This is a genomic window from Sphingopyxis sp. KK2, from assembly GCF_001990265.1.
Classification (GTDB): Bacteria; Pseudomonadota; Alphaproteobacteria; order Sphingomonadales; family Sphingomonadaceae; genus Sphingopyxis.
In genome coordinates, this window is the sequence record NZ_LYVN01000052.1 from 1 (window position 1) to 24,980 (window position 24,980).

22 protein-coding genes and 1 pseudogene are annotated in these 24,980 nt (G+C 65.5%); 11 read left to right on the top strand and 12 right to left on the bottom strand.

Annotated features, from left to right (window positions below; genetic code table 11):
* From B1A78_RS10620 to B1A78_RS10630, 3 genes and pseudogenes are all read right to left on the bottom strand, one after another.
* A pseudogene (locus tag B1A78_RS10620) lies at positions 1–434 on the bottom strand (hypothetical protein); the annotation flags it as partial.
* A gap of 177 nt (positions 435–611) precedes the next feature.
* On the bottom strand, positions 612–2,420 hold the full coding sequence (locus B1A78_RS10625) for a VWA domain-containing protein (RefSeq protein ID WP_077146941.1): 1,809 nt from the start codon (positions 2,418–2,420) through the stop codon (positions 612–614).
* 103 nt (positions 2,421–2,523) lie between these two features.
* The gene (locus B1A78_RS10630; RefSeq protein ID WP_077146942.1) at positions 2,524–3,066 is read right to left on the bottom strand and encodes an RNA polymerase sigma factor; all 543 of its coding nucleotides are present in this window, start codon (positions 3,064–3,066) and stop codon (positions 2,524–2,526) included.
* A gap of 337 nt (positions 3,067–3,403) precedes the next feature.
* Between B1A78_RS10630 and B1A78_RS10635 the strand changes: the two genes are divergently transcribed.
* On the top strand, positions 3,404–6,082 hold the full coding sequence (locus tag B1A78_RS10635; protein ID WP_256837799.1) for a TonB-dependent receptor: 2,679 nt from the start codon (positions 3,404–3,406) through the stop codon (positions 6,080–6,082).
* A gap of 111 nt (positions 6,083–6,193) precedes the next feature.
* On the opposite strand, the gene B1A78_RS10640 is transcribed toward B1A78_RS10635, so the two are convergent.
* A complete protein-coding gene (locus tag B1A78_RS10640; protein WP_077146943.1) occupies positions 6,194–9,178 on the bottom strand; it encodes a TonB-dependent receptor in 2,985 nt (994 codons plus the stop codon).
* 437 nt (positions 9,179–9,615) lie between these two features.
* Between B1A78_RS10640 and folE the strand changes: the two genes are divergently transcribed.
* Positions 9,616–10,212, top strand: a complete 597-nt coding sequence (gene folE / locus B1A78_RS10645; RefSeq protein ID WP_077146944.1) for a GTP cyclohydrolase I FolE — start codon at positions 9,616–9,618, stop codon at positions 10,210–10,212.
* Here folE and B1A78_RS10650 read toward each other — a convergent pair.
* From B1A78_RS10650 to B1A78_RS10680, 7 genes are all read right to left on the bottom strand, one after another.
* Complete coding sequence (locus B1A78_RS10650) at positions 10,206–10,955, bottom strand: class I SAM-dependent methyltransferase (protein ID WP_077146945.1); 750 nt, start codon at positions 10,953–10,955, stop codon at positions 10,206–10,208. The two genes, folE and B1A78_RS10650, sit on opposite strands and share 7 nt — an antisense overlap.
* A complete protein-coding gene (locus tag B1A78_RS10655) occupies positions 10,943–11,599 on the bottom strand; it encodes a Fe2+-dependent dioxygenase (protein ID WP_077146946.1) in 657 nt (218 codons plus the stop codon). Before B1A78_RS10655 ends, B1A78_RS10650 begins: the two co-directional genes overlap by 13 nt.
* An 8-nt stretch (positions 11,600–11,607) precedes the next feature.
* A complete protein-coding gene (locus B1A78_RS10660; protein WP_144037771.1) occupies positions 11,608–12,645 on the bottom strand; it encodes a hypothetical protein in 1,038 nt (345 codons plus the stop codon).
* A 210-nt stretch (positions 12,646–12,855) separates the two neighbouring features.
* Complete coding sequence (gene rplI / locus B1A78_RS10665) at positions 12,856–13,479, bottom strand: 50S ribosomal protein L9 (protein WP_077146948.1); 624 nt, start codon at positions 13,477–13,479, stop codon at positions 12,856–12,858.
* Positions 13,480–13,493: 14 nt separating this feature from the next.
* Positions 13,494–13,718, bottom strand: coding sequence for a 30S ribosomal protein S18 (rpsR, locus tag B1A78_RS10670; protein WP_056346852.1), 225 nt, complete (start codon positions 13,716–13,718; stop codon positions 13,494–13,496).
* A gap of 11 nt (positions 13,719–13,729) precedes the next feature.
* Positions 13,730–14,095 (bottom strand): 30S ribosomal protein S6, encoded by a 366-nt coding sequence (gene rpsF / locus B1A78_RS10675; RefSeq protein WP_077146959.1) that lies wholly within the window; start codon positions 14,093–14,095, stop codon positions 13,730–13,732.
* A 156-nt stretch (positions 14,096–14,251) separates the two neighbouring features.
* Entirely contained in the window at positions 14,252–15,637 is a 1,386-nt protein-coding gene (locus B1A78_RS10680) for a Mur ligase family protein (protein ID WP_077146949.1), read from the bottom strand.
* Between the two features lie 54 nt (positions 15,638–15,691).
* Here B1A78_RS10680 and B1A78_RS10685 point away from each other — a divergent pair, with 54 nt between their 5' ends.
* The 4 genes from B1A78_RS10685 to fabG all read left to right on the top strand — a co-directional run bounded on the left by B1A78_RS10685 (position 15,692) and on the right by fabG (position 18,999).
* Positions 15,692–16,519 (top strand): LD-carboxypeptidase, encoded by an 828-nt coding sequence (locus B1A78_RS10685; RefSeq protein ID WP_077146950.1) that lies wholly within the window; start codon positions 15,692–15,694, stop codon positions 16,517–16,519.
* Positions 16,520–16,624: 105 nt separating this feature from the next.
* Positions 16,625–17,563 carry an ACP S-malonyltransferase gene (gene fabD, locus B1A78_RS10690; protein WP_077146951.1) on the top strand — a complete coding sequence of 313 codons (939 nt, stop codon included), beginning with the start codon at positions 16,625–16,627 and terminating at the stop codon, positions 17,561–17,563.
* A gap of 212 nt (positions 17,564–17,775) precedes the next feature.
* Entirely contained in the window at positions 17,776–18,168 is a 393-nt protein-coding gene (locus B1A78_RS10695; RefSeq protein WP_144037772.1) for a hypothetical protein, read from the top strand.
* Positions 18,169–18,258: 90 nt separating this feature from the next.
* Positions 18,259–18,999 (top strand): 3-oxoacyl-[acyl-carrier-protein] reductase, encoded by a 741-nt coding sequence (gene fabG / locus B1A78_RS10700; RefSeq protein WP_077146953.1) that lies wholly within the window; start codon positions 18,259–18,261, stop codon positions 18,997–18,999.
* Positions 19,000–19,074: 75 nt separating this feature from the next.
* On the opposite strand, the gene B1A78_RS10705 is transcribed toward fabG, so the two are convergent.
* Positions 19,075–21,207: a TonB-dependent receptor gene (locus B1A78_RS10705; RefSeq protein ID WP_077146954.1), complete on the bottom strand. Its 2,133-nt coding sequence runs from the start codon at positions 21,205–21,207 to the stop codon at positions 19,075–19,077.
* A gap of 186 nt (positions 21,208–21,393) precedes the next feature.
* On the opposite strand from B1A78_RS10705, the gene B1A78_RS10710 reads away from it, so the two are divergent.
* The 5 genes from B1A78_RS10710 to mraW form a co-directional block, all read left to right on the top strand.
* Complete coding sequence (locus tag B1A78_RS10710; RefSeq protein WP_077146955.1) at positions 21,394–22,365, top strand: cysteine synthase A; 972 nt, start codon at positions 21,394–21,396, stop codon at positions 22,363–22,365.
* 2 nt (positions 22,366–22,367) lie between these two features.
* Positions 22,368–22,751, top strand: coding sequence for a hypothetical protein (locus B1A78_RS10715; protein ID WP_144037773.1), 384 nt, complete (start codon positions 22,368–22,370; stop codon positions 22,749–22,751).
* Positions 22,748–23,905 (top strand): hypothetical protein, encoded by a 1,158-nt coding sequence (locus tag B1A78_RS10720; protein WP_083734057.1) that lies wholly within the window; start codon positions 22,748–22,750, stop codon positions 23,903–23,905. Before B1A78_RS10715 ends, B1A78_RS10720 begins: the two co-directional genes overlap by 4 nt.
* A gap of 284 nt (positions 23,906–24,189) precedes the next feature.
* Complete coding sequence (locus tag B1A78_RS10725; protein WP_077146957.1) at positions 24,190–24,711, top strand: division/cell wall cluster transcriptional repressor MraZ; 522 nt, start codon at positions 24,190–24,192, stop codon at positions 24,709–24,711.
* Positions 24,708–24,980: 16S rRNA (cytosine(1402)-N(4))-methyltransferase (gene mraW, locus B1A78_RS10730; RefSeq protein ID WP_077146958.1), on the top strand; the 273-nt coding region annotated here is incomplete at its 3' end. The genes B1A78_RS10725 and mraW, both read left to right, overlap by 4 nt.

Sequence of the window (24,980 nt, forward strand, 5' to 3'; positions counted from 1 at the left end):
CCCTCGTTCGTGTCGCTCGGCTGGCGGGCCACGCCGTCCTTGCGCATGCCGTTGGACTGTCCGGCCGGCGGGTTCGTGGCTGGCTGTGATGATACCGCTGAGGCCGCATTTGCGGGCCCGCTGCCGGCGGGCGAGGGGTTGTCGGGGCGGCTCGATGCCATCGGTTCGCCTGTCACATCGACCGGCTGGGGCGCCATTTGCAGGGCGATGGGCAGGCTGATCCCGACGACGAGCACCGCGGCGACGAGCGCGCCCATCCGTGGCTGTTGCAATTTGCTCCACCAGCCTGCGCCCCTGGTGCGCGGCGGGCGGGCGGCGGGCGCCTCGGTTCCGTCGAAACGGGCGAGCGCGGCGGCGATCGCGGCCTCGCGGCGCAGCGGCGCCGGGGGCGGCGGACCCGGCAGCGCGGTCCTGATGTCCTCGTCGCGGTCCACCTATCGCCCGCCCCGGGGGTGCGGCGATCGATCGGCGCCAGAGGAAAGCAACATCGGCATCGTCTTGCCTTATACGCACAAAAAGGCGGCGGTCGATTGCCGCGACGCCGTATTGCGATATCGAACAACGGCGGATGCGGCGGCGCCTATGATGTCGCGTCGCCGCATCCGGGTCCGTCAGCGGTCGAGCCGTGCGAGCGCGCCCGCGCTTTTCGCGGCGCGGACCATTTGCGCAAGCTCGGTGCGATAGCCGAAATCGTCCGGGCCTTTCGCCCCGCTGATGATCGCCAGCACATCGTCGTAGGTCATCGCTCCGCTATATTTGCCGCCACGCAGCAATTCGGCAAAGGCGGCGACCCCGACCGCGAAGCGCGCATCCTGCGGCGCGTCGTCGAACCGGGCGAATTCGACGCGCCGATCGATGCTGGTCGAGATCAGCTGGCTCGTGTCCGACTTGGGCAATTTATAGCGGATTTTCACAAAGCCATATTCGCTCGCCTTGCCCGCCGCCGGTGCCGGCTGCGCCACCGTCTGGTATCGCAGATCGCCATTCGCGCGCGGTCCGCCGACGGGGGTGATTTCATAGATGGCGGTGACCGTCTGGCCCGACCCGACGTCACCGGCATCGACCTTGTCATTCTCGAAATCCTCGCGGTTCAGCATCCGCGTTTCATATCCGATCAGGCGATATTCGGCGACGGTGGCGGGATTGAACTCGACCTGGATCTTGACGTCCTTGGCGATCGGAAACAGCGTCGACGTGGCTTCGTCGACCAGCGTCTTCCGCGCCTCGCTCAGCGTGTCGATATAGGCGGCGGCGCCGTTGCCGTTCTGCGCCAGCGTCTGCATCAGCGCGTCGTTGTAATTGCCCATGCCGAAGCCGAACACCGACAGGAAGATGCCCTTGCCGCGCTGGCGCTCGATATAGCCCTTCAGCTCATTCTGGTCGGTAATCCCGACGTTGAAATCGCCGTCGGTCGCGAGGATGACGCGATTGACGCCCTTGGGATCGAGATTCTGTTCGGCGAGCGCATAGGCCTGGCGAATGCCTTCGGCGCCCGCGGTGCTGCCGCCCGCCTCGAGCCGGCCGAGCGCGGCGAGGATCTTGTCCTTCTCGCGCGCCGACGTCGGTTCGAGTACGGTCCCGGCGCTGCCCGCATAGGCGACGATCGAGACGCGATCATTGGCGTCGAGCTGGTCGAGCAGCATCGCGAGCGATTGCTTGACCAGAGGCAGCTTGTTCGGCGCCTGCATCGATCCCGAGGTGTCGAGCAGGAACACGAGGTTCGCGCGCGGGCGCGTTTCGGGCTCGATCGCATAGCCCTTGATGCCGATCCGCACGAGCTTGCGGCCCTCGGTCCACGGGCTCGGCATCACCGCGACATTGGTGCTGAACGGCTGCTGCGCGCTCTTGGGCGCGGCATAGTCATAGGGGAAATAATTGACCAGTTCCTCGGTCCGCACCGCCGCCGGCTGGGGAAGCACATTGTTGCTGAGTGAGGCGCGAACGAAGGAATAGGAGGCGGTGTCGACGTCGATCGAAAAGGTCGACACCGGTTCGGCCTGCGCGATCTTGAACGGATTTTCGGTGGTCGCGGTGAATTTGTCGCGCCCGACGTCCTGATAATAGGGCGTCTGCTGGTCGAGCCGGGTGCCGCCCATCTGCGGCGATGCCACCCGCTTCGAGGCGACGACGCCCGGCGGGGGAGGCGGCGGCGCCGGCGGCGGGGCATAGCCCGGTGCGACAGCGCGGTCGCGGCTTTCGGCCACGACCGACACCGGCGTGCTTTGGGCGTTCGCGGCCCCGCTTACCTTGGTCGCGGTGACGATGATTTCGGACGACGGAGCGTCGGCCTCGCGCCTCTCGGCGGCCGGCGCGGTGCTGGGGCGGTCCGACGGCGAAGCGACATCGCCGCTATCGACAGCCGAGCAAGCGGCAAGCGTGAGCGCGAGGCCGGTGCTCAGAAAAAAGGTGAAACGGGGCATGGATATCTCCCTGGTGACAGCGGCGCAAAATCGCCCGCATGTCACTGGGACGCGCGGGGTCCGGATATCCTTGGCGGCCCTCGCGAAAAAAATTCGGGTGCGGTCAGTCGCGGTCCTCCGACCCGGCCGCAAGCCGGCGCCGGACCTCGTGCATCCGCCACGAAATGGTGTTTTCGGCCACGCCCAATATCGCGGCGGCCTCGCCATGGGTCAGCTGCTGCCCCGCGACGAGGATCGCGGTATCGCGCAGGTCAGGCTTCAGCCGTGCGATCGCGCTCTTGATCCACACGGCGTCATAAAGGTCGCGGCCGTCGGGGGCGTCCATCAACCCGACCATCACCGCCAGCCGGTCAGCGAAGCCGGCGAAGGCCCGGCGCCGCCGTCGGAAATCGCGGCACGCGTTGAAGGTGATGCTGCACAGCCAGGTCGTGAACTTCGCCTCGCCGCGAAAGCCCGTGAGCTTTTCGGCGAGGGTGCAGCACACGTCCTGCGCGATATCGTCGGCGTCGGCGCGCGACCCGGTCAATTGCCAGGCGAGGCCGTGGATGCGGTCGTAATGGCGGCGAAGCAGTTCGGCGAACGCATCGCGGTCGCCGGCGATCGCCGCAGCAAGGATTTCGGCGTCGGCGTCGTCGCGCTTCACCATCGAGCCGGACCAACGGCCCCAAGCGCACCGGCGAGCCCCACCGGCTCCCCCGCTGCCGTCATCGGCCTGCCTGTCCCGCATCCCGCCATCGGCTCGCTATGTGCCTCATTCGCGCCGACAAGGCCATGGCCTGATTGCCCGGCCGGCGCGACCCGCTCGCGCCCATGGTGCAGTGCAAACTGTTGCTTTTTGGCCACTAATCCCCGGAAAAACTTTAGGGTCGCGCTGCGCCGCGTTGACGCGGTGAACCGGGCGACTAGAGCGGCGAGTTCCCGCTGGAGCATCCCCTCCTTTGGCCTCCGGGCCGCGTTCCGACGGGTTGGAGAGAGAGACCCACATGACCTTGCGCAACATTTTGTTGGGCGCCACGATGCTGTGCGCCGCAACCACCCCCGCTTTCGCTTTCGCCCAGGACGTTCCGGCCGACGATACCGCAGCTGCCGATGCCGCTGCGCCCGCGACCGACGACACCGATTATGGCAACGAGATCATCGTCACCGCGTCGAAGCGCGCCCAGACGCTGCAGGACACGCCCGTCGCCGTCTCGGTGACGTCGGCGGCGCAACTCGAGGAATCGCAGATCCGCGACCTCATTGACCTGCAGTCCTCGGTGCCCAGCCTGCGCGTGTCGCAGCTCCAGTCGAGCGCCAACACCAACTTCATCATCCGCGGCTTCGGCAACGGCGCGAACAACGCCGGCATCGAACCGTCGGTCGGCGTGTTCATCGATGGCGTCTATCGTTCGCGTTCGGCCGCGCAGATCGGCGACCTTCCCAATGTCGAGCGCATCGAAGTGCTGCGCGGCCCGCAGTCGACCCTGTTCGGCAAGAATGCGTCGGCGGGCGTCATCAGCATCGTCACGCAGAAGCCGCAGTTCGAATTCGGCGGCTCGGCCGAAGTCACCTATGGCAATTACAACGCGATCACCGTCAAGGGCGACGTCACCGGCCCGATCAGCGACACGATTGCCTTCTCGCTCGGCGGCAGCTACAACCGTCGCGACGGCTATGCGCAGGACCTGAAGCTCGACACCGACGTCAACGACCGCAACCGGTGGGGCGTGCGCGGCCAGCTGTTGTTCGAACCGACCGACGCGCTGTCGATCCGACTGATCGGCGACTATGACAAGATCGACGAAAATTGCTGCATCGCCGGCAACGTCATCGCGGGTCCGACCGTCGCGATCACCAACGCGCTGGCTGGCGGCCCGAGCGTCGATGCGAACAACCCCTTCTCCTATAACGTCTACAATAATTTCCTGTCGTCGAACGAGATCGAGAATTACGGCGGTTCGGCGCAGATCGACTATGACCTCGGCAGCCTCGCGCTGACCTCGATCACCGCCTATCGCCAGGTGCGTGCGCTGACCAACCAGGATTCGGACTTCACCGGCGCCGACCTGATCGGCGAGAACAGCCAGGACCTGGGCATCGACACTTTCACCCAGGAATTCCGCGTCACCTCGGACTTCGACGGCCCGATCAACTTCCTGCTCGGCGGTTATTATTTCAACGAAAAGATCGACCAGAAGAACGACATCCGCTTCGGCACGCAGTTCCGGCCTTATGCCGACCAGCTGATCCGCGCCTCGTCGGCGAATGCGCTCAACGTCAACTCGCTCGAGGCGATCCTCGGCGCGGCGAACGGCACCAACTATGCCGGCAGCTTCTTCCGCGCCGGCGACGGCCTCGACGAAGCCTATAAGCTGAAGGACGAGGCCTTCTCGATCTTCGGTACGGTCGATTTCGAGATCACCGATCGCCTGACCTTCACCGCGGGTGCGAACTACACCAAGGACAAGAAGCGCTTTTCGACCAACGTCATCAGCAGCGACGTCTTCTCGGGCATCGACCTGCGCAGCAGCGGCGGACGCGTGCTGTCGCAGCAGGCGCTCGCGACCGGCGTCGGCCAGGCGCTCGGCCTGCCGGCCGGAACGCTCGCCACCGCGGCGCAGATCCAGGCCTTCGCCGGCGCGCAGCCGGCGATCTTCGGTGCGATCAATGCCCAGGCGACCGCGTTCGGCAACGCCAACGCCAATCTGACGACGGCGCAGGCGGCCGCGGACAATAATCCGCTGACGGTCGGCAACCCGTTCCTCGCGCTGACGCCGTTCCAGTTCCTGCCACCGTTCCTCAACCTGCCAAACAGCGTCGAATCGAACCGGACGAATGACGGTGACCTCGCCTACAGCCTGCGTCTCGCCTATGAGCTGACCGACACGGTCAACGTCTATGCGACCTATGCGACGGGCTTCAAGGCGAGCTCGGTCAACCTGTCGCGCGACAGCCGTCCGCTTGCCTCGGACCTGCCCGGGATCGTCTCGGCCGGCCTTGCCACGCCGAACCTGACGTCGGGCTCGCGCTTCGCCGCTCCGGAAGAATCGACCGTCTATGAGTTCGGCCTGAAGGGCCAGTGGTCGGTCGCCGCGGTGAACCTCGCGGTGTTCAAGCAGTCGATCAAGGGCTTCCAGTCGAACATCTTCACCGGCACCGGCTTCGCGCTCGCTAACGCGGGCAAGCAGTCGACGTTCGGCGTCGAGTTCGACGGGTCGGTGCGTCCGGTCGACGGGCTCAACCTGACGCTGGCGGCGACCTATCTCGACGCCAAGTACGACAGCTTCGTCAACTCGGCGTTCGGCGACATCTCGGGCACCACGCCCGCGGGCATCCCCGAACTCTCCTTCTCGGCGGGCGGTACCTATACCTATGAGTTCGCCGGCGGGACCAAGGCGATCGCGCATGTCGACTATGCCTATGAAAGCCCCGTCCAGATCGTCGAAGGCCTGACCGGCCTGCCGATGAGCGTCGCGCAGAATCTGAAGCGCGAAGTGAACTCGCTCAACGCGTCGTTCACGGTCAAGCTGACCAACGGGATCGAAGCGGGCGTGTGGGGCCGCAACCTCACCAACGCGACCTATCTGACGACGATCTTCCCGGCCGTCGCCCAGTCGGGCAGCGTCTCGGGCTATCCGAACCAGCCGCGCACCTATGGCGGTACCGTTCGCTACAAATTCTGATCGGGCATCGGGGCGGCGGCTGCCGCCCCGTCCTCTTCGGGCAAAGAAAAACCCGGCCTCTCGGATGCGAGAGGCCGGGTTTTCTTTTGGGCGTTTCCGCCGAGGCGGTGTTTAGAATTTCACGCCCGCCGCGATGCCGTAGCGGCGCGGTTCGAGGGTGAAGATGTTGGTGTAGTTGCCCGACGACTGGTCGGTCACATACAGGCCGGTGACGCTGTTGGCGTCGAACAGGTTCTGGATGAACCCCTTCACATACCATTTGTCGTCGACCCCGTTCAGCTGGACCTGCGCGTTGACCTGCGCGTAGCCTTTGATCTTGTTGACGTTGCCGTTGAAAATGCTGCCATAGCTGTCGCCGGTGTAGGCGAGGTCGAAGCGCGGAACGAGCGACATGCCGCCGTCGAAGTTGATCGTATATTGCGCACCCGCCGAGAATTTATAGTTCGGCGCCTGCGGCAGCTTGTTGCCCTTGAGGTTGACCGGGATACCCGCGGAGAACACCTCGACGCCGCCGAAAGCCGGGCCGACGGTCGCAGCGGCGGCCTGGAGGATGCCGCAGATGCTGAAGGCACCGGTCGACTTGATGCCGCCGTCCGCCGGGAAGGGCGTCGTGCCCTGCAGACCCGCACCGCCGCGCACGCCATTGGCCGCAAAGGCCCCGGCGTTAATCAGCGTGTTGATCTGGTTGACATAGGCATTGACCCCCGCGACGCTGCCCGAGGTCGAGGCGACGGCGCAGTTCGCGGCGTTGGTGATGTCCTTGATGATCACCGCATCTTCGCGGCCACCGCCAAAGTCGCGCGGGTTGCTGCTGAACTCGTCGCCGGCGACTTCGGTGTTGAGGTAGCTGAAGCCAAGGTTGATGACGAGGTTCGGGTCGGGACGGACGATCGCCTCGGCCTCGAAGCCCCAGATATTGGCATTGATATTGTCGTTGACCGCGGTGCGGGCGACGATCTTGCTCAGCTGTAGATCCTTGTACTTGTAGTAGAAGCCCGTGAGGTTGAGCTGCAGCTCGCCATTGCCGAAGGTATTCTTCGAACCGATTTCAAAGGCATCGACCTGTTCGGGCTTGAAGCTTTCCGGAACCGCGAAGATCGGTTGCAGCGGCGGGTTGATGCCGCCCGATTTGTAGCCGCGCGAATAGGAGATGTAGAGCAGGTTATCGTCGGTGACCTTGAAGTCGAGCACCGCGCGGCCGGTCAGCTTGTTGAACTTGACGCTGCGTGCCTGGATGATCTGGTTGCCCGGCGTGCCCGGATCGGCGTCGAACGAGCCGACGAAGGGCGAACCGAAGACGGTATCGCTGTTGAGCCCGATCGGGGTCAGGAAGCTCGCAAGGGTCGACCGCGCGAGCACGCTCTTCTTGTCATTGTTGTAGCGCAGGCCCGCGGTCAGCTTCACCCGGTCGTTGAACTCGAAATAGGCTTCGCCGAACAGGCCGTAGGAGGTGATCTTCAGGTCGTCGGTGTTGTTGCGGAAGAAGGGCGTCGCGAGGAACGACGGCGGCAGGCCGTTGGCGAAGCTGTTGAACGCGCCGAGAACGCCGGTCAGATAGTCGATCGGGAAGGCGTTCACATAATAGCTGTTCTCGGTCAGGTGATAGTCGGCATAGATGCCGCCGAGCAGGAAGTTAAACGGACCGTCGAGGTCGCTCGACAGGATCGCTTCCCCCGACCAGCTGGTATTATACTGGTTCGAGCGGTCGAACTGCAGCGAGGTCGCGTCGCAGATGCGGTTGCCGCCATAGGAACCGAAACCACTCTCCTCGGGCAGCGAGGTGCAGAGCGGGCCATTGGGGCCCTGCGGGATGATCGCGTTGGCGATCGGCGCGAAATAGGCGGCCGAACCCGGGACGAAGGCCGGGGCAGGCGCCGGCAGGCCGGTCGGGATGCCGTTGGCGGCAAAGAAGGCCAGCGTGTTCAGCGCGTTGGTATAGAGCGCCCGATTGCCGACATTGCTGTTGTAGTCCTGCATCGAGTCGAGCTTGACCTTCTGGTACTGGCCCGAAACCTGCAGCGAGACCGGACCGAAATTATGCTCGATCTCGCCCTGCAGCGTCAGTTCGCTGGTGAAATATTGCGGTGTGAAGGCGGTGTTCACGACCCGCGGATCGCTGGGGATCGTCGTGTTGGCATAGACGTCGGGGCCATAGAGGCTGCCGAGCGCGAAGGCCGCGGGAATGCCCTGGATCGCCAGGAATTCCTTCGACGTCAACGCGGCGGTGAAGGTCGCATTGCCGTTGAACGGCGAATTGTCGCGCCGCGTGTTCAGACAGCCAAGGATGCCGGTCGGGTCGCGCTGGCACTGCTGCTTCTGGATGCGGGTGCGATTGTCGCGTTCGTGGAAATAGGAGGCGAGGAAATCGACCGTCGTGTCGGGAGTCGGCTCCCAGCGGATCGAGCCGCGCACCGAATAAAGGTCGCGGTCGTCGATGCGATTGCCGAGGAACAGGTTCTTCGTATAGCCGTCGCGGTTGAGATAGATGCCCGCGACGCGCAGCGCGAGGGTGTCGCCGATGGGCACATTGACCATCGCCTTGCCCTTCATCGAATCATAATTGCCATATTCGGCTTCGGCGGCGGCTTCGAAGGCGCCGAGCTTGGGCTTGGCGGTGATGACGTTGACCACGCCCGAGGTCGCGTTGCGGCCGAACAGCGTGCCCTGCGGCCCGCGCAGCACCTCGATGCGCTCGAGGTCGAAGAATTCGGTCTCGAACAAGCGGGTCGAGAAGAGCGGGTCGCCGTTCAGATGGATGGCGGTTGCGCTGTCGCAGGTCGTGCCGACGCAAAGGTCGCCGATGCCGCGGATGGTGAAGCTGGCGCCGGTGAAGTTCGTCTTGGTGAAGGTGACGTTGGGCAGGGTGAGCTGAAGGTCCGACGGCGTCTTGATCTGCTGCGCTTCGAGCGCCTCGGTCGAAAAGGCGCTGACCGCGATCGGAACGTCCTGCAGGCGTTCGGATTGCCGCTGCGCGGTGACGACGATCTCGCCGCCAAAGGCGTCGCGTTCGGTCTCGTCCGCCGCGTCCTGCGCAAACGCCGGGCTCGCCACCGACATCGCAAGGATCGAGGTGCCGATCAGTGCCTTGAACTTCATATAGTGCCTCCCTTTTTCAACCCGCCGCGCGGGTCGCCCAATTGCATCACTGTTTTTGGGAGGGGATATGTCCACACGTGACTATGCGCGCCGGACCTCGTCGGTCCAGCGCATATGCATGCGCAAAATTGCGTAGCCAGCCGTGCTGGGCATCGTCCTCTCCCACCGGCGTCCGGGGACTGACGCAGGCATCTCCGATCACGACCTGCTTGAGCAGGTTCTGTAATTTCATAAAACTGCGCCTAGTTGACGCGAGCGTCAAGCCACTTGTGCAGCGACGCGATCCAGAAATTTTCTTTCGTTTCGCGGGCGAAAAAAAGGTCCGATTCCGCAACGTAAACTTGTTTTGCGACAGGAAATTCTTCGTGCTGCGGGGTTGCGTAATGGCACAATCGCGCCGAAATGTGCGACATGAAAGCAACAGTGAAAGCGGGCGGATGACGAAGGTGGAAGTGGGACCGGACGGAAAACCGGTGGTGCCGGAACAGGTCCTCGACGCGGTCCGCACGCTCATCAGCTGGGCCGGCGACGACGTCTCGCGCGAGGGGCTGCTCGACACGCCGAAGCGCGTCGCGCGCGCCTGGCTCGAATATTGCCAGGGCTATGCCGAGGACCCGGCGATCCATCTATCGCGCACCTTCGAGGAGGTCGGCGGCTATAACGAGCTGGTGCTGCTGAAGGATATTCCGTTCCAGTCGCACTGCGAGCATCATATGGCGCCGATCACCGGCAAGGCGTCGATCGCCTATATGCCCAAGGACCGCGTCGTCGGCATCTCGAAGCTCGCGCGCGTGCTCAACGGCTATGCGCGGCGGCTCCAGGTGCAGGAACGCCTCACCGCCGAGGTCGCCAAATGCATCTGGGACAATCTCCAGCCGCATGGCGTCGCGGTGGTGATCGACGCGCAGCACGGCTGCATGACCGGGCGCGGCGTGCGCACCCCCGGCGTCGGCATGGTGACGAGCCGCCTGCTCGGCTGCTTCCTTGACGACGAACGCAGCCGCAAGGAAGTGCTCGCGCTGATGGGTTATTGAAGCCCGGGTCGCGGCGTACAGTAGAAACCGATGCTGGGCGACACCGCGCGCGGGACCCAGCCATAGGGTGAGCGGTGGGTCGCCTGGATGTCGAGATGCGCGGCAATCACGCCCTGCAGCGCGCGCCAGTCGAATCCCTTGTGCCCGGTGCCGTGCGGCGCGACCTTGTCCAGCCGGTAGGTTGCGGCGTGAAAGGTGTCGAGCCAGCTATATTCGCGGTGTCGCTGATACCCGATCATTGCCGATCCCAGATTCTTGATCGCGATTGCAGGGCCGATCTCGTTCGGCACGGTGCAATAGAAACCTTCGATCTCCGCCCGGCCGATATGCTCGACGAGGACTGCGACCTGATCCTCGGGAATATGTTCGAGCGTTTCGAGCGCGACGACCAGGTCGACCTCGCCGATCAGGTCCAGCCGGTTGCCGATCAGGTCGCGGACGACGCGGAAATTGGGGCGGCCGCCATGGCGCTCTTCGGCCAGACTGCAGAATTTTCCGCGTTTTTCGACGCCGATGTAGTCGATCGCGAAGCGCGGATCGAGCAGGGCGAAAGCGTGCGCGGTGCCGCTGCCGATGTCGAGGATGCGGATCGGCTTGCCGCCCCGGAAACCCGACAGCGCTTCGACGACGCCGAGCAGATTCCTGTAGCGTACCGAATGAAGGAAACGGGTGACGGGGCTGTGGTTCAGCCGTTCTTCGTACCAGCGGGCGTCCTTGCGCGGCATCGGCGTCAGCGCCGCCACATCCTGAGCAGCTGATATTGCACCGCCTGCAGCCGGGTGTAATTTTCCGGATCCATCTTGCCGCCCTCGATCGCGGCGACCTCGTTGAGTTCGTACATCAGATTGCGGTGCGCGACGTCGGGGATCAGGCTCTGAATGAAGGTGATCGCGACCAGCCGCTCGCCGCGCGTCACCGGCTCGACCTCGTGCAGCGTGTGCGAGGGATAGACGATCGCGACCCCCGGTTCCTCCTTGAAGCGCAGGTCGGCGTTGCCCAGCCGGACGTGGAGCGCGCCGCCGTCATAATCGGCGGGGTCGTTGATGAATATCGTGCAGCTGACATCGGTCCGCAGCTGGCCGTCGGGCAGCGGGATATAGGCGGCATCGGGGTGCAGCCCGTAATGCATGCCCGGCGTGTAGCGCGTCAGCAGCGGCGGCGCGATGCGCGCGGGGAAGCTGAACTCCATGAAATCGGGGTTCTGCACCATCGCGTCGAGCAGGATTTTCGACGATTGTTCATAAGCCTGCGCGTCGTGGAGCTGCAGGTTGTTCTTGATCTTCGAATGCGGGTTGCTGATCTTGCCATCGACGAACTGGCCGCGCGCGGCGATCTCGCGCAGCGCGCGGACTTCGCTCAGGTCGAGCAGCTGGACGAGCTTGAACATCCTATTTCCTATCGGCCGTGGATCGGCAGGTCGCCGAGACTCTTATCGCGTGCGGCGAGCGCTTCAACCCAGCCGATCGCCGCGGCAATTGCGAGAGCGTGGTCGGCCGCCGCCTGCGCCTGGAGCTCGCGGCGCAGGTCGGGGCTGTAGCCATGCTCGGGCGCCTTCGAATATTGGCGCATGATCGGGCCGGCGAGCGCTGTTTCGATCGCGGCGGCGCCGGGGGCGACGCCGAAATGCGCCGCCTGCACCGACAGGCTGGTTGCGGGATCGGCGAGCATCGCCTCGAAATCGATCCACAAGTAGCGCGGGTCGGCCGCCGGCAGCGTGCGCGCGGCGGTCGCCATTTCGCAAAGCCAGCTCATTGCGACGCGGGTGACCGGGGGAAGCTGCCACAGTTGAAACGGAAAGTCGGGGACCATCGTCGAGAGCCGCGCGATGCGCGCGGGCGCCTGCGCCAGCGTCTCGGCCATCGAGGCTTCGCCCGCGAGGATCGTCTCGATATAGCGCGCGAGCGGCACGTAAAGGAACAGCGCGCGGCTGCCGGGACCGGTCAGGTCATCGGCGATCGCGGTGATGACGCTCGACGCCTTGACCATCGCGCGCTGGCCGGGACCGAAGCCGCGTCCGAGCCAGCCGCCTACTTGCGCCAGCCGCGTGCGATAGAGGTCGGGCGACCAGACGGACTCGGGCCTGTCGATCCGCTCGGCAACCTGCGCCAGCGTGCGCAGCAGCATCGGCTCGCGCAGCGGCAGGACATCGCCGGCCTCGGCGAGCAGCCGCGAGACGAGTGTCGAGCCGACATGGCCGATGTGGAAGATGTAATCGGGCCGAGGGGCCGCCGCGCCGAAGCCGGGCAGCGCATCCCACGCCATCCACTCGCGCCCGATGCGGTCGGTGAGCAGTCGCTGGTCCAGGAAGCTCGCGCCGCGATAATCCGCCTCGCCGATCAGCGCGATCAGGACGCGGTCGTTCGCGAGGTCCGCCATATGCGGCAGCAGGCTCGCATCATGGGCAAAGCGGCGCTGGAATGGATCGTCGGCCATCGCAGCCGCCATAGGAAAGGCGAGGGGGCTTGGCCAGAGTCTGCGTTGGGGGGAGGGGCGGAGGTTGATCACCCTCCCGCAAGCGGAAGGGGTGATTAGTGCATCGCTCAACGGTAATTCCGCCCGAAACCGGTCACCATGCCCACAAACCGAAAGGGCCGCGTTCCCGTCGGAAACGCGGCCCTCTCAAATGGCTTAGGCTGAAAAAGCTCAGGCTTCTTCGGCGTCGTCCGCAGTCGCTTCGACGGCCGCTTCCGAAGGCGGCGTGCCTTCTTCGAACTCGTCTTCGCTGTCGGGTTCCAGCGCCGAAGCAGCGGCTTCGGCCTGTTCTTCCTCGAACATCGCGGCGATGACGTCGATGCCCTGCTTCTGCATCTCGGCTTCGTCGGGCGAGCGCGCGACGTTGACGCCCAGGGTCACAACGACCTCGGGGTGCAGCTTGACCTTGACGTCGACCAGGCCGAGCGACTTGATCGGGCGTTCGAGTTCGACCATCGACTTGCCGATGCCGGTGATGCCGTCTTCGGCCAGCGCGTCGACGATGTCGCGCACCGAAACCGAGCCGTACAGCTGGCCGGTGTTCGACGCCTGGCGGATCAGGACGATCTGCTTGCCGTCGAAGTCCTTGGCGCGGCCTTCGGCCTCGCCACGACGTTCGGCGTTGTCGGCCTCGATCTTGCCGCGGTTGGCTTCGAACAGCTTCTTGTTGGCGTCGTTCGCACGAAGCGCCTTGTTGTTCGGCAGCAGATAGTTACGGGCAAAGCCGTTCTTGACGGTGACGACGTCGCCGATACCGCCCAGTTTCTCGATGCGTTCGAGCAGGATGATTTCCATCGGACCAGCCCTCCTTACTTCACAATGTAGGGGAGCAGGCCGATGTGGCGCGAGCGCTTGATCGCCTTCGCCAGCTCACGCTGCTTCTTGGTGGACACCGCGGTGATCCGCGACGGGACGATCTTGCCGCGCTCCGACAGGTAACCCTGGAGCAGGCGGACGTCCTTGTAATCGATGACCGGTGCGTCCTTCGCGGTGAAGGGGCAGGTCTTGCGGCGACGGAAAAAGGGTCGTGCCATGTCGTTGTTCCTTATTCTTCGCCGTCGCGGTCACGGCCACGGCCGCCCCGACGTTCCTGCTTGCGCATCATCACCGACGGACCCTTTTCGAGTTCGTCGACCTTGATGGTCATCCAGCGAATGATATCTTCGTTGATCGCAGCCTGGCGCTCGATCTCTGCAACGGCTTCGCCCGACACTTCGGCCGACAGCATCACATAATGACCCTTGCGGTTCTTCTGGATCTTGTAGGCGAGCTGCTTCAGGCCCCAGGTTTCGGTCTTGTGAACCTGGCCCTTATATTCGCCGATGACGTTGGTGACGGTTTCCGCCAGCGCGTCGACCTGAGCCTGGCTCAGGTCCTGACGCGCGATAAAGACATGCTCGTAAAACGGCATGGTCGCGCTTCCTTCATTTGGCCGATCGCTGACCTGCGCCAATCGCAGGCCCCTCCGGCTGTCGTCTTGCGATGCTAAATTGGTGCAAAGCAAATGGGGCGACGGCACAGAGCCTCGCCCCAATGGAGCGCGCCTATACAGATTCGGCGGCGGAAATCAAGCGCTGCCGAGCTTTTCCAACAATTCGCGACCGAAGTCGGTCAGCGTGTCGTCGCGCGCGCCGAGAATGAGGATGCGGTCGCCCGCCTTGGCTTCGTCGAGCATCGCCGCGCCGCAATTGGCGCGCGTGGTCAGGTGGACCGCATCGGCGCCGCCCGCGACGATGTCGGCGACCAGTGCCTCGCTGCCGATGCTGCGGTCGACGGTGCCACCGAAATAGACCGGGTCGCACACGAACAACCTGTCGCCGTCGCGCATCCCCTTGGCGAAGCTTGCGGCGAGTTCCTTGCCCATCTGGCGCAGCGGGCCGTAACCGTGCGGCTGGAAGAAGAGCAAAGCGCGGCCGGGTAGTTCGGCGACGGCGTTTAGAGTGGCGGCGACCTTGTCGGGGTTGTGCGCGAAATCGTCGATGACGGTGACGCCGCCTGCTTGGCCGAGCACCTCATAGCGGCGCGCGAGGCCAGTGAAATCGGTGAGCGCGGCCGCCGAATCCTTGATCGAGATGCCGAGCGCGCGTGCCGCCGCCATCGCGGCGAGCGCGTTGGACGCATTGTGGCGGCCGGGCATGCGTAGCCGGACCTCGGTCTGCGTCACGTTGAAATGGACGGTGAAGCGGCAGCCATCGGGCAGCGCCTCGAAATCGCTGCCGCGCATCCCGGCGAGCGGGCTGAAGCCGAAGCGCATGACATTCTCGCCGTTCATCAGCGGGCGTGATTCGGGATCGTCGACATTGACCACCGCGACCCGTGCTTTCGCCGCGAAGTCGCCGAACAGTCGGTGAAGCTCGTCGAGGCTCTTGTGGTCGAGGCTGATGTTGGTGACCACCGCGACATCGGGGCGATAGAGCGCGATCGATCCGTCGCTTTCGTCGACCTCGCTGACATAGGTCGCCACATCGCCGACCAGCGCGCTGGCGAAGGGCGTTTCCTCGTTCGCGAAATTGCGCATCACCGCGCCGTTCATCACCGTCGGCTTGCGGCCGGCGTGCGCGAGGATCCAGCCGATCATTCCGGTGACGGTCGATTTGCCGCTGGTGCCGCCGATGCCGACGCCCTGCGCGGCTTCGTTGAACAGCGCGGCGTTGAGATCGGCGCGCGTCATGCGCGGCAGGCCGAGCTTATTGGCGGCGGCGATGTCGGGCACGCTGTCCTCGACCGCCGCCGAGGCGACGAGCGTCTGGCCGGCGGCGACGCCGCTGCCGTCCTGCGCGAACAGGGCGATGCCCCGGCGCTCGATCCACGCGAATTTGTCGGGCGAGCGCCCCTGATCGCGGCTGCGGTCCGAGCCCGACACCTGCGCGCCGCGCGCCGCGACGATCATCGCCAGTGGCAACATGCCCGACCCGCCGATGCCGCAAAAGAAATAGGATTTGTTTTCCGCCATGGCGCGGCGTTATGGCCTTGGCGAAGGCTTGGCAAGCGAAGGGAGGCGAAGGCTATGCGCATCGGGATCGTTGCCCCCAGCACGCCCATCCTGCCCGACGATGCCGAGGCGGTGCGGGCGCTCGCCAGCCTTGGTTATCCCGAGGTCGAACTCGTCTTCGATGAGCAATGTTTTGCCGTCCACGGGCATTTTGCGGGCGAGGATGGGCATCGCTTCGCGGCGCTGGTCGAGATGGCGAACCGCTCCGACATCGACGCGGTCTGGTTCGCGCGCGGTGGTTATGGTGCGTGCCGCATCGCCGAGGAGGCGGTCGCGGCGATGACCGATGTCGCGCGCGGCAAGGCCTTCCTCGGCTATTCGGATCAGGGCAATCTGCTCGGCGCGCTCTATCGCGACGGCTTCGACCATGTCGCGCACGGGCCGATGGTCGCCGACATTCGCAGGGATGGTGGCGATGCCGCGGTGCTGCGCGCGCTCGACTGGCTGGTCGCGCGCGATCCCGCAGCGTGCGAGCCGGGGCTGCAACATGGCGCGCGTCACGCGGCCTTCAACCTGATGACGCTGTCGATGCTGCTCGGCACGCCGCTCGAGCCCGATCTGTCGGGACATGTGCTGATCGTCGAGGAGGTCAGCGAATATCTTTACGCCTTCGACAGAGCCTTTTTTCATGTCGCCAGCTACCTCGCCGCGCGCGGGCTGGCGGGGCTGCGCCTCGGGCGGGTCAGCGCCATTCCTGAAAACGACCGGCCCTTCGGCGTGGATGCCGAGGAGATTGCGCGTCACTGGTGCGCGCGCTGCAACATTCCCTATCTTGGCCGGGCCGACATCGGCCACGATGCGGCAAACAAGGTCGTGCCCTTCGGCTTGCATCGCGCGGGGTGAAGGAATAGGCGCTTGCCCTTTCCGTCATCCCGGCGAAAGCCGGGATCGCTGGAGTGACAACGCAACCGATCCTAGCTTTGGCTGGGATGACGAGTAGGAATTTTCATGCGCGCATTCATCTTTCCGGGTCAGGGCAGCCAGTCGGTCGGCATGGGCAAGGCGCTCGCCGACGCCTCGCCGGCAGCGCGCGAGGTGTTTCAGGAGGTCGACGACGCGCTGGGGCAGAAATTGTTCCAGCTGATGACCGAAGGCCCCGAGGACCAGCTCACCCTCACCGAAAACGCCCAGCCCGCGATCATGGCGAACGCCATCGCGACGCTGCGCGTGCTCGAAAAGGAAGGCGGCGTGACGCTCGCCGCCAAGGCCGACTATGTCGCGGGCCACAGCCTCGGCGAATATAGCGCGCTCTGTGCCGCGGGTGCCTTCGACCTCGCGACGACTGCGCGGCTTTTGAAGACGCGCGGGCAGGCGATGCAGGCGGCGGTGCCCGTCGGCGTCGGCGCGATGGCGGCGCTGCTCGGCGCCGATATCGACACCGCGCAGAAGCTCGCCGATGCCGCCGCGGAGGGCGAGGTCTGCACCGTCGCCAACGACAATGACCCGTCGCAGGTCGTGATCTCTGGCCACAAGGGTGCGGTCGAGCGCGCGGTCGCGCTCGTCAAGGATTATGGCATCAAGCGCGGCGTGCTGCTGCCGGTGTCGGCACCCTTCCATTGCCCGCTGATGCAGGCGGCGGCGGATGCGATGGCCGAGGCGCTCGGTGCCAACCCGCCCACCGCACCGCTGGTCCCGGTGGTCGCAAATGTCACCGCGAGCCCGGTGAGCGACGCCGACAGTATTCGCGACCTGCTGGTCCAGCAGGTCACCGGCCGCGTCCGCTGGCGCGAAAGCGTCGCCGCAATGGAGGATATCGGCGTCGGCCAGTTCGTCGAATTCGGCGGCAAGGTGCTCGGCCCGATGGTCAAGCGCAGCGCGAGCGGCGAGGTCGAGGTGACGAGCGTGATCTCGATGGACGACATCGAGGCTTTGCTGAAGGCGCTGTAAGGCAAGAAAAAAGGGGGCGAAAGATGAAGTGGGCGGGGACAATATTGGCCGCGGCCGGATTGGCGTGCAGCGCTGCGGACGCGCAGGCGGCGGAGAATATCGCCTGCATGGATTCGCCTTTTGCGGGAGAGGATCAGAAGCTTCTGAATGCCTTCTACCAGTCCTTCAACCTTGATGGTTTCGCAAAGGAGGATCAGTTTCCTCAAATCGTCATGATCTTGACCGCGCGCGCCGGGGAATGTGCCGAGACGTCGAACTGGTCGCCCGAAGCGATCGAAGCGGCGACTTTCTATCGCGTGGGCAAGGTTCTGGAGGAGGCACTGATGGCCTCGTCATCCTTCACGCCGACACAATGGACGCGGTTGAAATCGGCCTATGCGAGCGCCGATAAGGCGATCCTCAACCGCATTTTCGCGCCGATGATCGATGCCGAGATCGGCGGAGGGGCGGCAGGCGACGCTTCGGATGCCGACCAGCTTTATCTCGGTCGGCTGATGCTGCGCACGGGGCTGCCGCTGACCGAAGCGAATAGCGAGTTCGTTGGCGCCTGGATGGCGGCAAGGATGACGCAGGAGCATTTTGCCGGCAAATTCACCAAATTCTGAGGGCCGAACCCGGTCATAGCCGACCGGGTCCCGTCGATATATAATCCCCCTACTACCCGTCTCGTACGACAAGATAATCAGGAGTTCCCAATGTTCGATCTCACCGGCATGACTGCCCTCGTTACCGGCGCCAGCGGCGGTATCGGGTCCGCCGTGGCCCAGGCGCTCGCCGCGCAGGGCGCGCGGCTCGCGGTGTCGGGGTCCAATGCCGACAAGCTGGGTGTGTTTCGCGACAGCCTCGGCGGCGATCATGTCGCGCTGCCGTGCAACCTTGGCGATGCGGCGGCGGTCGATGCGCTCGTTCCCGCGGCGGTCGAAGCGCTCGGCAAGCTCGACATCCTCGTCAACAATGCCGGGGTGACGCGCGACAATCTGATCATGCGCATGAAGGACGAGGAGTGGATCGACGTGATCCGCATCAACCTCGAGGCCAATTTCCGCCTCGCGCGCGCGGCGGCGAAGCCGATGATGAAGGCGCGCTTCGGGCGCATCATCTCGATCACCAGCGTCGTCGGCGCGACGGGCAATCCGGGGCAGGCCAATTATGCCGCGTCGAAGGCGGGCGTCACCGGCATGACCAAGGCGCTGGCGCAGGAACTGGCGAGCCGCGGCATCACCGCCAATTGCGTCGCGCCCGGCTTCATCGCCACCGCGATGACCGCCGACCTGCCCGACGCGCAGAAGGAAGCGCTCAACACCCGCATCCCGGCGGGCCGGATGGGCGAGGGGAGCGACATCGCCGCCGCCGTCGTCTATCTCGCGTCGAAGGAAGCAGGCTATGTCACCGGCCAGACGCTGCACGTGAACGGCGGAATGGCGATGCTGTCATAACCTGACGCCTGAGGATTGGCCGGGTCCGGCGGCGGTGCCGGACCCGGCTTCCCCGGGCGACCCTCCGGGGACCGGTCAGAAGCTCGCGCGGGCGGTCAGGCGGATATCGCGGCCGGCCAGCGGCACATAATCCTTGGTAAAGCTGGCGTGGCGGCGCGCGTCGACGTCGAAGATATTGTTCGCGGCGAGGCTCAGCGACAGATTCTTCGTGTCGGGCAGCGGGCGCCAGGTGATCGACGCGTTGACCAAAGTGAAGCCCTTGGTCGGGGTCTCATAGGCCGCGATGCGGTTCTGGTCGTCGGTCCATTCGACCTCGGCGCGCGCGTCGATCCGCTCGCCCTGCGCCTCGAGCCCGCCGAGCACGCGCAGCGGCGGAATGCGCGGGACGTTGCGGTCGGCACCGGCGCCTTTGATCGTCGCGCGCGTCATGTCGGCGGTGACGTCGCCGACGATGTTGAAACCGCCGATCTGTGCCAGCCGCGCGCTCGCCTCGGCCTCGAAGCCCCAGACCTTGGCGTCGCGCTGGAAATATTGGAACACCGGCAGCTCATCCTCCTCGGCGCCGGTCGCGGCCGAATAGATGAAGTCGTCGAACCAGTTCGAATAGCCGGTCAGCGCGAGGTTGAAGGCATCGGTCTTGATCTTGAACGACGCCTCGGCGCCCCAGCTCGCCTCGCGCTTGAGGTTCACGTCGCCGACCTCGAAGCTCTGCGTCGCGATATGCGGGCCGTTCGAGAACAGCTCCTCGGCCGACGGCGCGCGAACCGCTCGGGCGACCGAGACGCCGATTTTCGCGCCCTCGAACACATCATAGGTCGCACCGAACGCGCCCGAGAAGCTGTCGAAGCTGCGGTCGATGCCCAGCGTCGGAGCGCGCACGTCGGTCGTTTCGTAACGCGCTGCGGCTTCGAGCCCGAGCGCGCCGAGGGTGAATTCCTGCAGCGTGAAGAGCGCGAACTGGTCGGTCAGGTTGCGCGGGACAAAGGCCTCGGCACCGACCGCGTCGAAATCGCGGTGGCTGTACTGGACGCCGCTTGCGCCGCGCCAGCCGCCGCGGTCGTTCTGCGCCAGTTCGATCCGGCCCTCGACGCCCTTGTTGTAAAAGACGGTGCCGACTTCGTCGCCTTCGAATTCGGTGTGCTGGTAATCGGCATAGCCCGCGCGGATGCGCAGCTTGTCGAAGAAGCCGTCGCCCATTTCGACCTCGCCGCGCACATCGGCGCGCCACTGTTTCATGCCGATCGTGACCGGGCCTTCGCCATGCTCATGGCCGTGGTCGTCGCCTTCCTCTTCGCCGCCATGGTCATGCTCGGTGTTCGGACGGTCGGGGACGCCATAGTTGGTGTCATAATAGCTGACCGAGACCCCAAGCTGCCCGCCGTCGTTGATCAGCGACAGGCCGCCGGCAGCGGTCCAGGTCTCGCTCGCGGTGTTGGCGATCTTGCCGCGGCTGTTCGCCTGCGCGGTCAGTTCGGCCGCCTCGTCGGCATGGCCGTCCTCGACTTCATGCTCGGCGAGGTGGAGCAGGTCGCTGCGGATGCCGGGGGCATAGACATAGCCGCCGGCGCGCGCGTCGCCGGTCTTGCGCCAGCTGCCGTCGAGATGCGCGACGATGTTCGGGGCCAGCGCGACGTCAACCGAGCTGCCGAGGTTGCGGTCGTCGGCGTTGGTCGCATAGCCGCCGATCGCGTCGATATGGACATGGTCGGCGGGCACCTTGCGCGGGATGCGGCGGTCGAACAGGTTGACCGCGCCGCCGATCGCCTGGCTGCCGAACAGCAGCACCGCGGGGCCGCGCAGCACTTCGATGCGTTCGACGGTCAGCGGGTCGATCGTCACGGCATGGTCGGCGGAGGTGTTCGACACGTCGATCGAGCCGATGCCGTCGGTCAGCACGCGCACGCGCTCGCCCGAAAAACCGCGCAACACCGGGCGCGAGGCGCCGGGGGCAAAGCTCGTCGCCGATACGCCGGGCTGGCGGGTCAGCGTGTCGCCGATCTGGCCGCGAATGTCGCGGGCCAGTTCGTCGCCCTCGACGACCGAGACGTTGCCGAGGATGTCGAGGCTGCGGACATAGGGGGCGGTGACGACGATCGGGCCGGCGTCGTGCACATCGTCCTGGCCGGCGTCGGCGGTCTGGTCCTGGGCAAAGGCGGGGGCGGCAAGGACCAGCCCGAGGGAAAAGGCGGCGGAGGCAAACGAGCGCATGGGGAGATTTTTCCTGTTATGATTGGCGACTGTCGCGGCGGCAGTAATGATATACTGTTACAGAGGCAAGGGCCAGTTCCCGCCGTTCGTCGGGGCCAGAGTGCCGTCCGTCGATGAAGCGCGTCCTTGCCCCGTGCAAAAGAAGCTGTCTTGCGGGGCGCGGGGCGGCGCCCTAGATCAGCGACCATGACCATTGCGCAAACCAGCCTCGAGCTGATCGGCAACACCCCGCTCGTCCTCCTGAAAGGCCCCAGCGCCGCCACCGGCTGCGAAATCTGGGGCAAGTGCGAATATGCCAACCCCGGCGGATCGGTGAAGGATCGCGCTGCGCTCTATATCGTCCGCGACGCCGAAGCGAACGGCAGCCTCAAGCCCGGCGGCACGATCGTCGAGGGGACCGCGGGCAACACCGGCATCGGCCTTGCGCTCGTCGCCAATGCGCTCGGCTACAAGACGATCATCGTCATGCCCGACAACCAGAGCGCGGAGAAAATGGCGACGATCCGCGCATTGGGGGCCGAGCTGGTGCTCGTGCCGCCCGCGCCTTTCGCCAACCCCGGCCATTTCGTCCACACCTCGCGCCGCATCGCCGAGGAAACCGACAATGCGATCTGGGCCAACCAGTTCGACAATATCGCCAACCGCAAATCGCATATCTTCGGCACCGCCGAGGAAATCTGGGAACAGATGGACGGCCGCGTCGACGGCTTCACCTGCGCCGCAGGCACTGGAGGCACGATCGCGGGGACGGGTCTCGGGCTCAAGGCGAAGGATGAGAAGATCACGATCGCGCTCACCGACCCGCACGGCGCCGGCCTCTATAATTATTACCAGTGCGGCGAGCTCAAGCCCGAAGGGTCGAGCGTCGCCGAGGGCATCGGCCAGAACCGCATCACCGCCAATCTCGAAGGCGCGCCGATCGATACGCAGTTCCGCATTTCCGACGCCGAAGGGCTAGCGGTCGTGCGCCAGCTGCTCGACGAGGAGGGGCTGTGCCTCGGCCTGTCGTCGGGGATCAACGTCGCGGGCGCGATGGCGCTGGCGCGGCAACTCGGCCCCGGCAAGCGCATCGCAACCATCCTGTGCGACAGCGGGTTCCGCTATCTCTCGACGCTTTACAATCCCGAATGGCTCGCGAGCAAAGGCCTGGCGGAATGAACATGAAAAAACCCACGCGGGTTCCGGTGCCGCCCGAAGCTTCGGCGCATAATGACTCGATGCGGCGGCTGCAGATCGGGATCGCCGGGGTTATGGCGGTGCTGCTGCTCGTCGGGCTCGCCGGGCTGATCGGCGATCGCGCGCGCAAGCAGGTCGAAAATGACGCGGTCGCGGCCAATCCCGCCGCCACGGGTACGACCGACAAGGGCAGCGGTGCCCCGCTCGAGGAACTGGGGGTCCAGCCGGTGACGCCGACGGCTGCAGGCGCCGCCGCGACCGCGCCTGCCGCCGCCAAGACGGCCCCGATGCAGCCCGCGTCGGCGAAGGTCCCCGACCTCGAACCCGACCCCGAATTGCAACGCGCGCGGAGCAAGACGGCGCAGTGACGGCGGCGCGCGTCGCCGCGTCGGCGCGGCGCTTTCTTCCCGCCCTTTTCTATATCGGTACGGCGTTGCTGCTCGGCTGGATCGCCGGCGGCCAGATGGCGTTTGGGCGGATCGACGCCGCGCTCGCGATCCCGCTGCTGATGCCCGGCGCGCTGTGGCTTGCTTGGGCCGTGCGCGACGAGCGAGGGGTTGTACGCCTTTCGATCATCTTCGCAGCCCTGCTTGGCCTGACCATGATCCAGTTCGTGCTGCATCATCTGGTCGGCCACCAGATCGGCGGCATCCAGCTTCTCGCCACGGCGGCGCTTGGCGTGCTGTCCTGTGCCTTGGCGGTGCTTGCCATGCGGGTAACGCGGTCGTGGCATGCGGCATGGCGCTGGGCGACAATGCTTCCGGTCGTCATGCTATGGTTCGTCGCCGGACAGGCGGTGATCGGTATCGGCTCTACCGCGCCGGCCAAAAAAATCTCGCCGAAGCTCGCGATTCTGACGGGCCTTCCGCTGCGCTGGCAGGGCGACGATCTCGCGGCGATGCTGGCGTCCGGACCCTCCGATGCGCCCGCGCTCGCCGCATTGCGTCAGCGTTTCGACTTCGAGCTGGTCGACAGCGTTGCGCAGCTTCCGGACGGCGCGCTGCTGTTCATCGCCCACCCGCGCGCGCTTGCGCCCGAGGAACTGGTGCGCATCGACGCGCTCACGGCGCAGCCGCGTACTATCGTCATCCTCGCCGACGCGCTGTCGAGTTGGGAGCCGCCCTATGCGCTCGGCGACCCGCGCAATCCGCCGGTGACCAGCCTGCTCACCCCGCTGCTCGATCATTGGGGTGTCACGCTCGCCGCGCCCGACCCGGCGCGGGCAGGGGATGTCGACGTCTTCATCGACCCCGCCGGGCAAAAGCTGCGCCTTCATTCGGCGGGCCGCTTCACGCGCCTGCCGGCGCAATGCGCGACCTGGGGCGACCGCCGCGTCGCGCGTTGTCCGATCGGAAAGGCCAGCGTCTGGCTCGTCGGCGACGCCGACCTGCTCCACGAAAGCCTGTGGCAGTCGCCGATCCCCGATGCGCCTTGGCTCGCCCGTTCGGACAATATGAAATGGCTGGTTTCGGTCATGGGCGGTCCGGGCAAGGCCCTTTTCGAGCCGATCTGGATCCGCTGATCCGTAAAGCCGCGGATTTCCGGGATTTTCACTTATCCACAATGTCGCTGGCTTCGTCCGTCGTGGCCCCGCGTTGCCTGTTTGCGTCCGCTTTCTCCCCGATCCGCCCTAAATATGTGGTGGATTGACCCGGCTACACCCCAATTTACCCCTTTTCACCCCGGCGCAGACTTGATAGTCAGGAATCGGAGAGGGGCAATCTCCGCCTGAGTCTTTGGATTCGGAATTTCGCGATTCCGGGATCGGGGAAGTTTTGCCCGGGGTGCTAAGCTGGGGGCAAATCGATGGCGGTTGTTACGCCCGGCAGCTATTCCGGCACCGAATTCGCCGCGATCGATGGCAAGGGACGCATCGCCGTACCCTCCGAATTCCGCAACAATGTGCCCCTCAATGCGGATGGCCAGCGCGTGCTCTGGGTCGGCTTTCACGAAAAGCTGCCCTGCCTGGTCGCTTATGGCCAGGACCAGTTCGACCGCCTCAACGACGAAATCGCGCGCGACCGCGACATCGCGCGCGACCGCGACCGCGATTATGACGAGGATGCCGAATATAAGAAGCGCTTCGACTTCACGAAAAATTACACGCTCGACGAGAGCGGTCGCTTCCTCCCGACCTTTTCGCACCGCGACAATCCCTATGATCCCGACGTGCTGGCGTTCGACGGCAGCGCCTGCGCCTTCGTCGGCGCCGGGCGTCGATTCGAAATCTGGTGGCTGCCGCTGCTTGCCGCCTGCGAAGAGGCCGATCCGCGTCTTCGCCGCGTCGCCGCGGCGTGGGAAGCCAGCAAGGGGAAGGGGCGCAAATGACCGATCTCCCCCGCGACCCGCGCCATGATCCCGTACTTCGCGACGAAATCGTCGCCGCGCTCGCCATCGCCCCCGGCGAGCGCCATGTCGACGCGACTTTCGGCGCCGGCGGCTATACGCGCGCGCTGCTTGCCGCGGGCGCCGATGTCGTGGCCTGCGACCGCGATCCCGACGCGATCGCCGAGGGGCAGGCGCTCGTCGCCGAAGCCGGCGGCAAGCTCATGCTGATCCACGGCCGTTTCGGCGAGATCGACCGGCTGCTCGCCGAT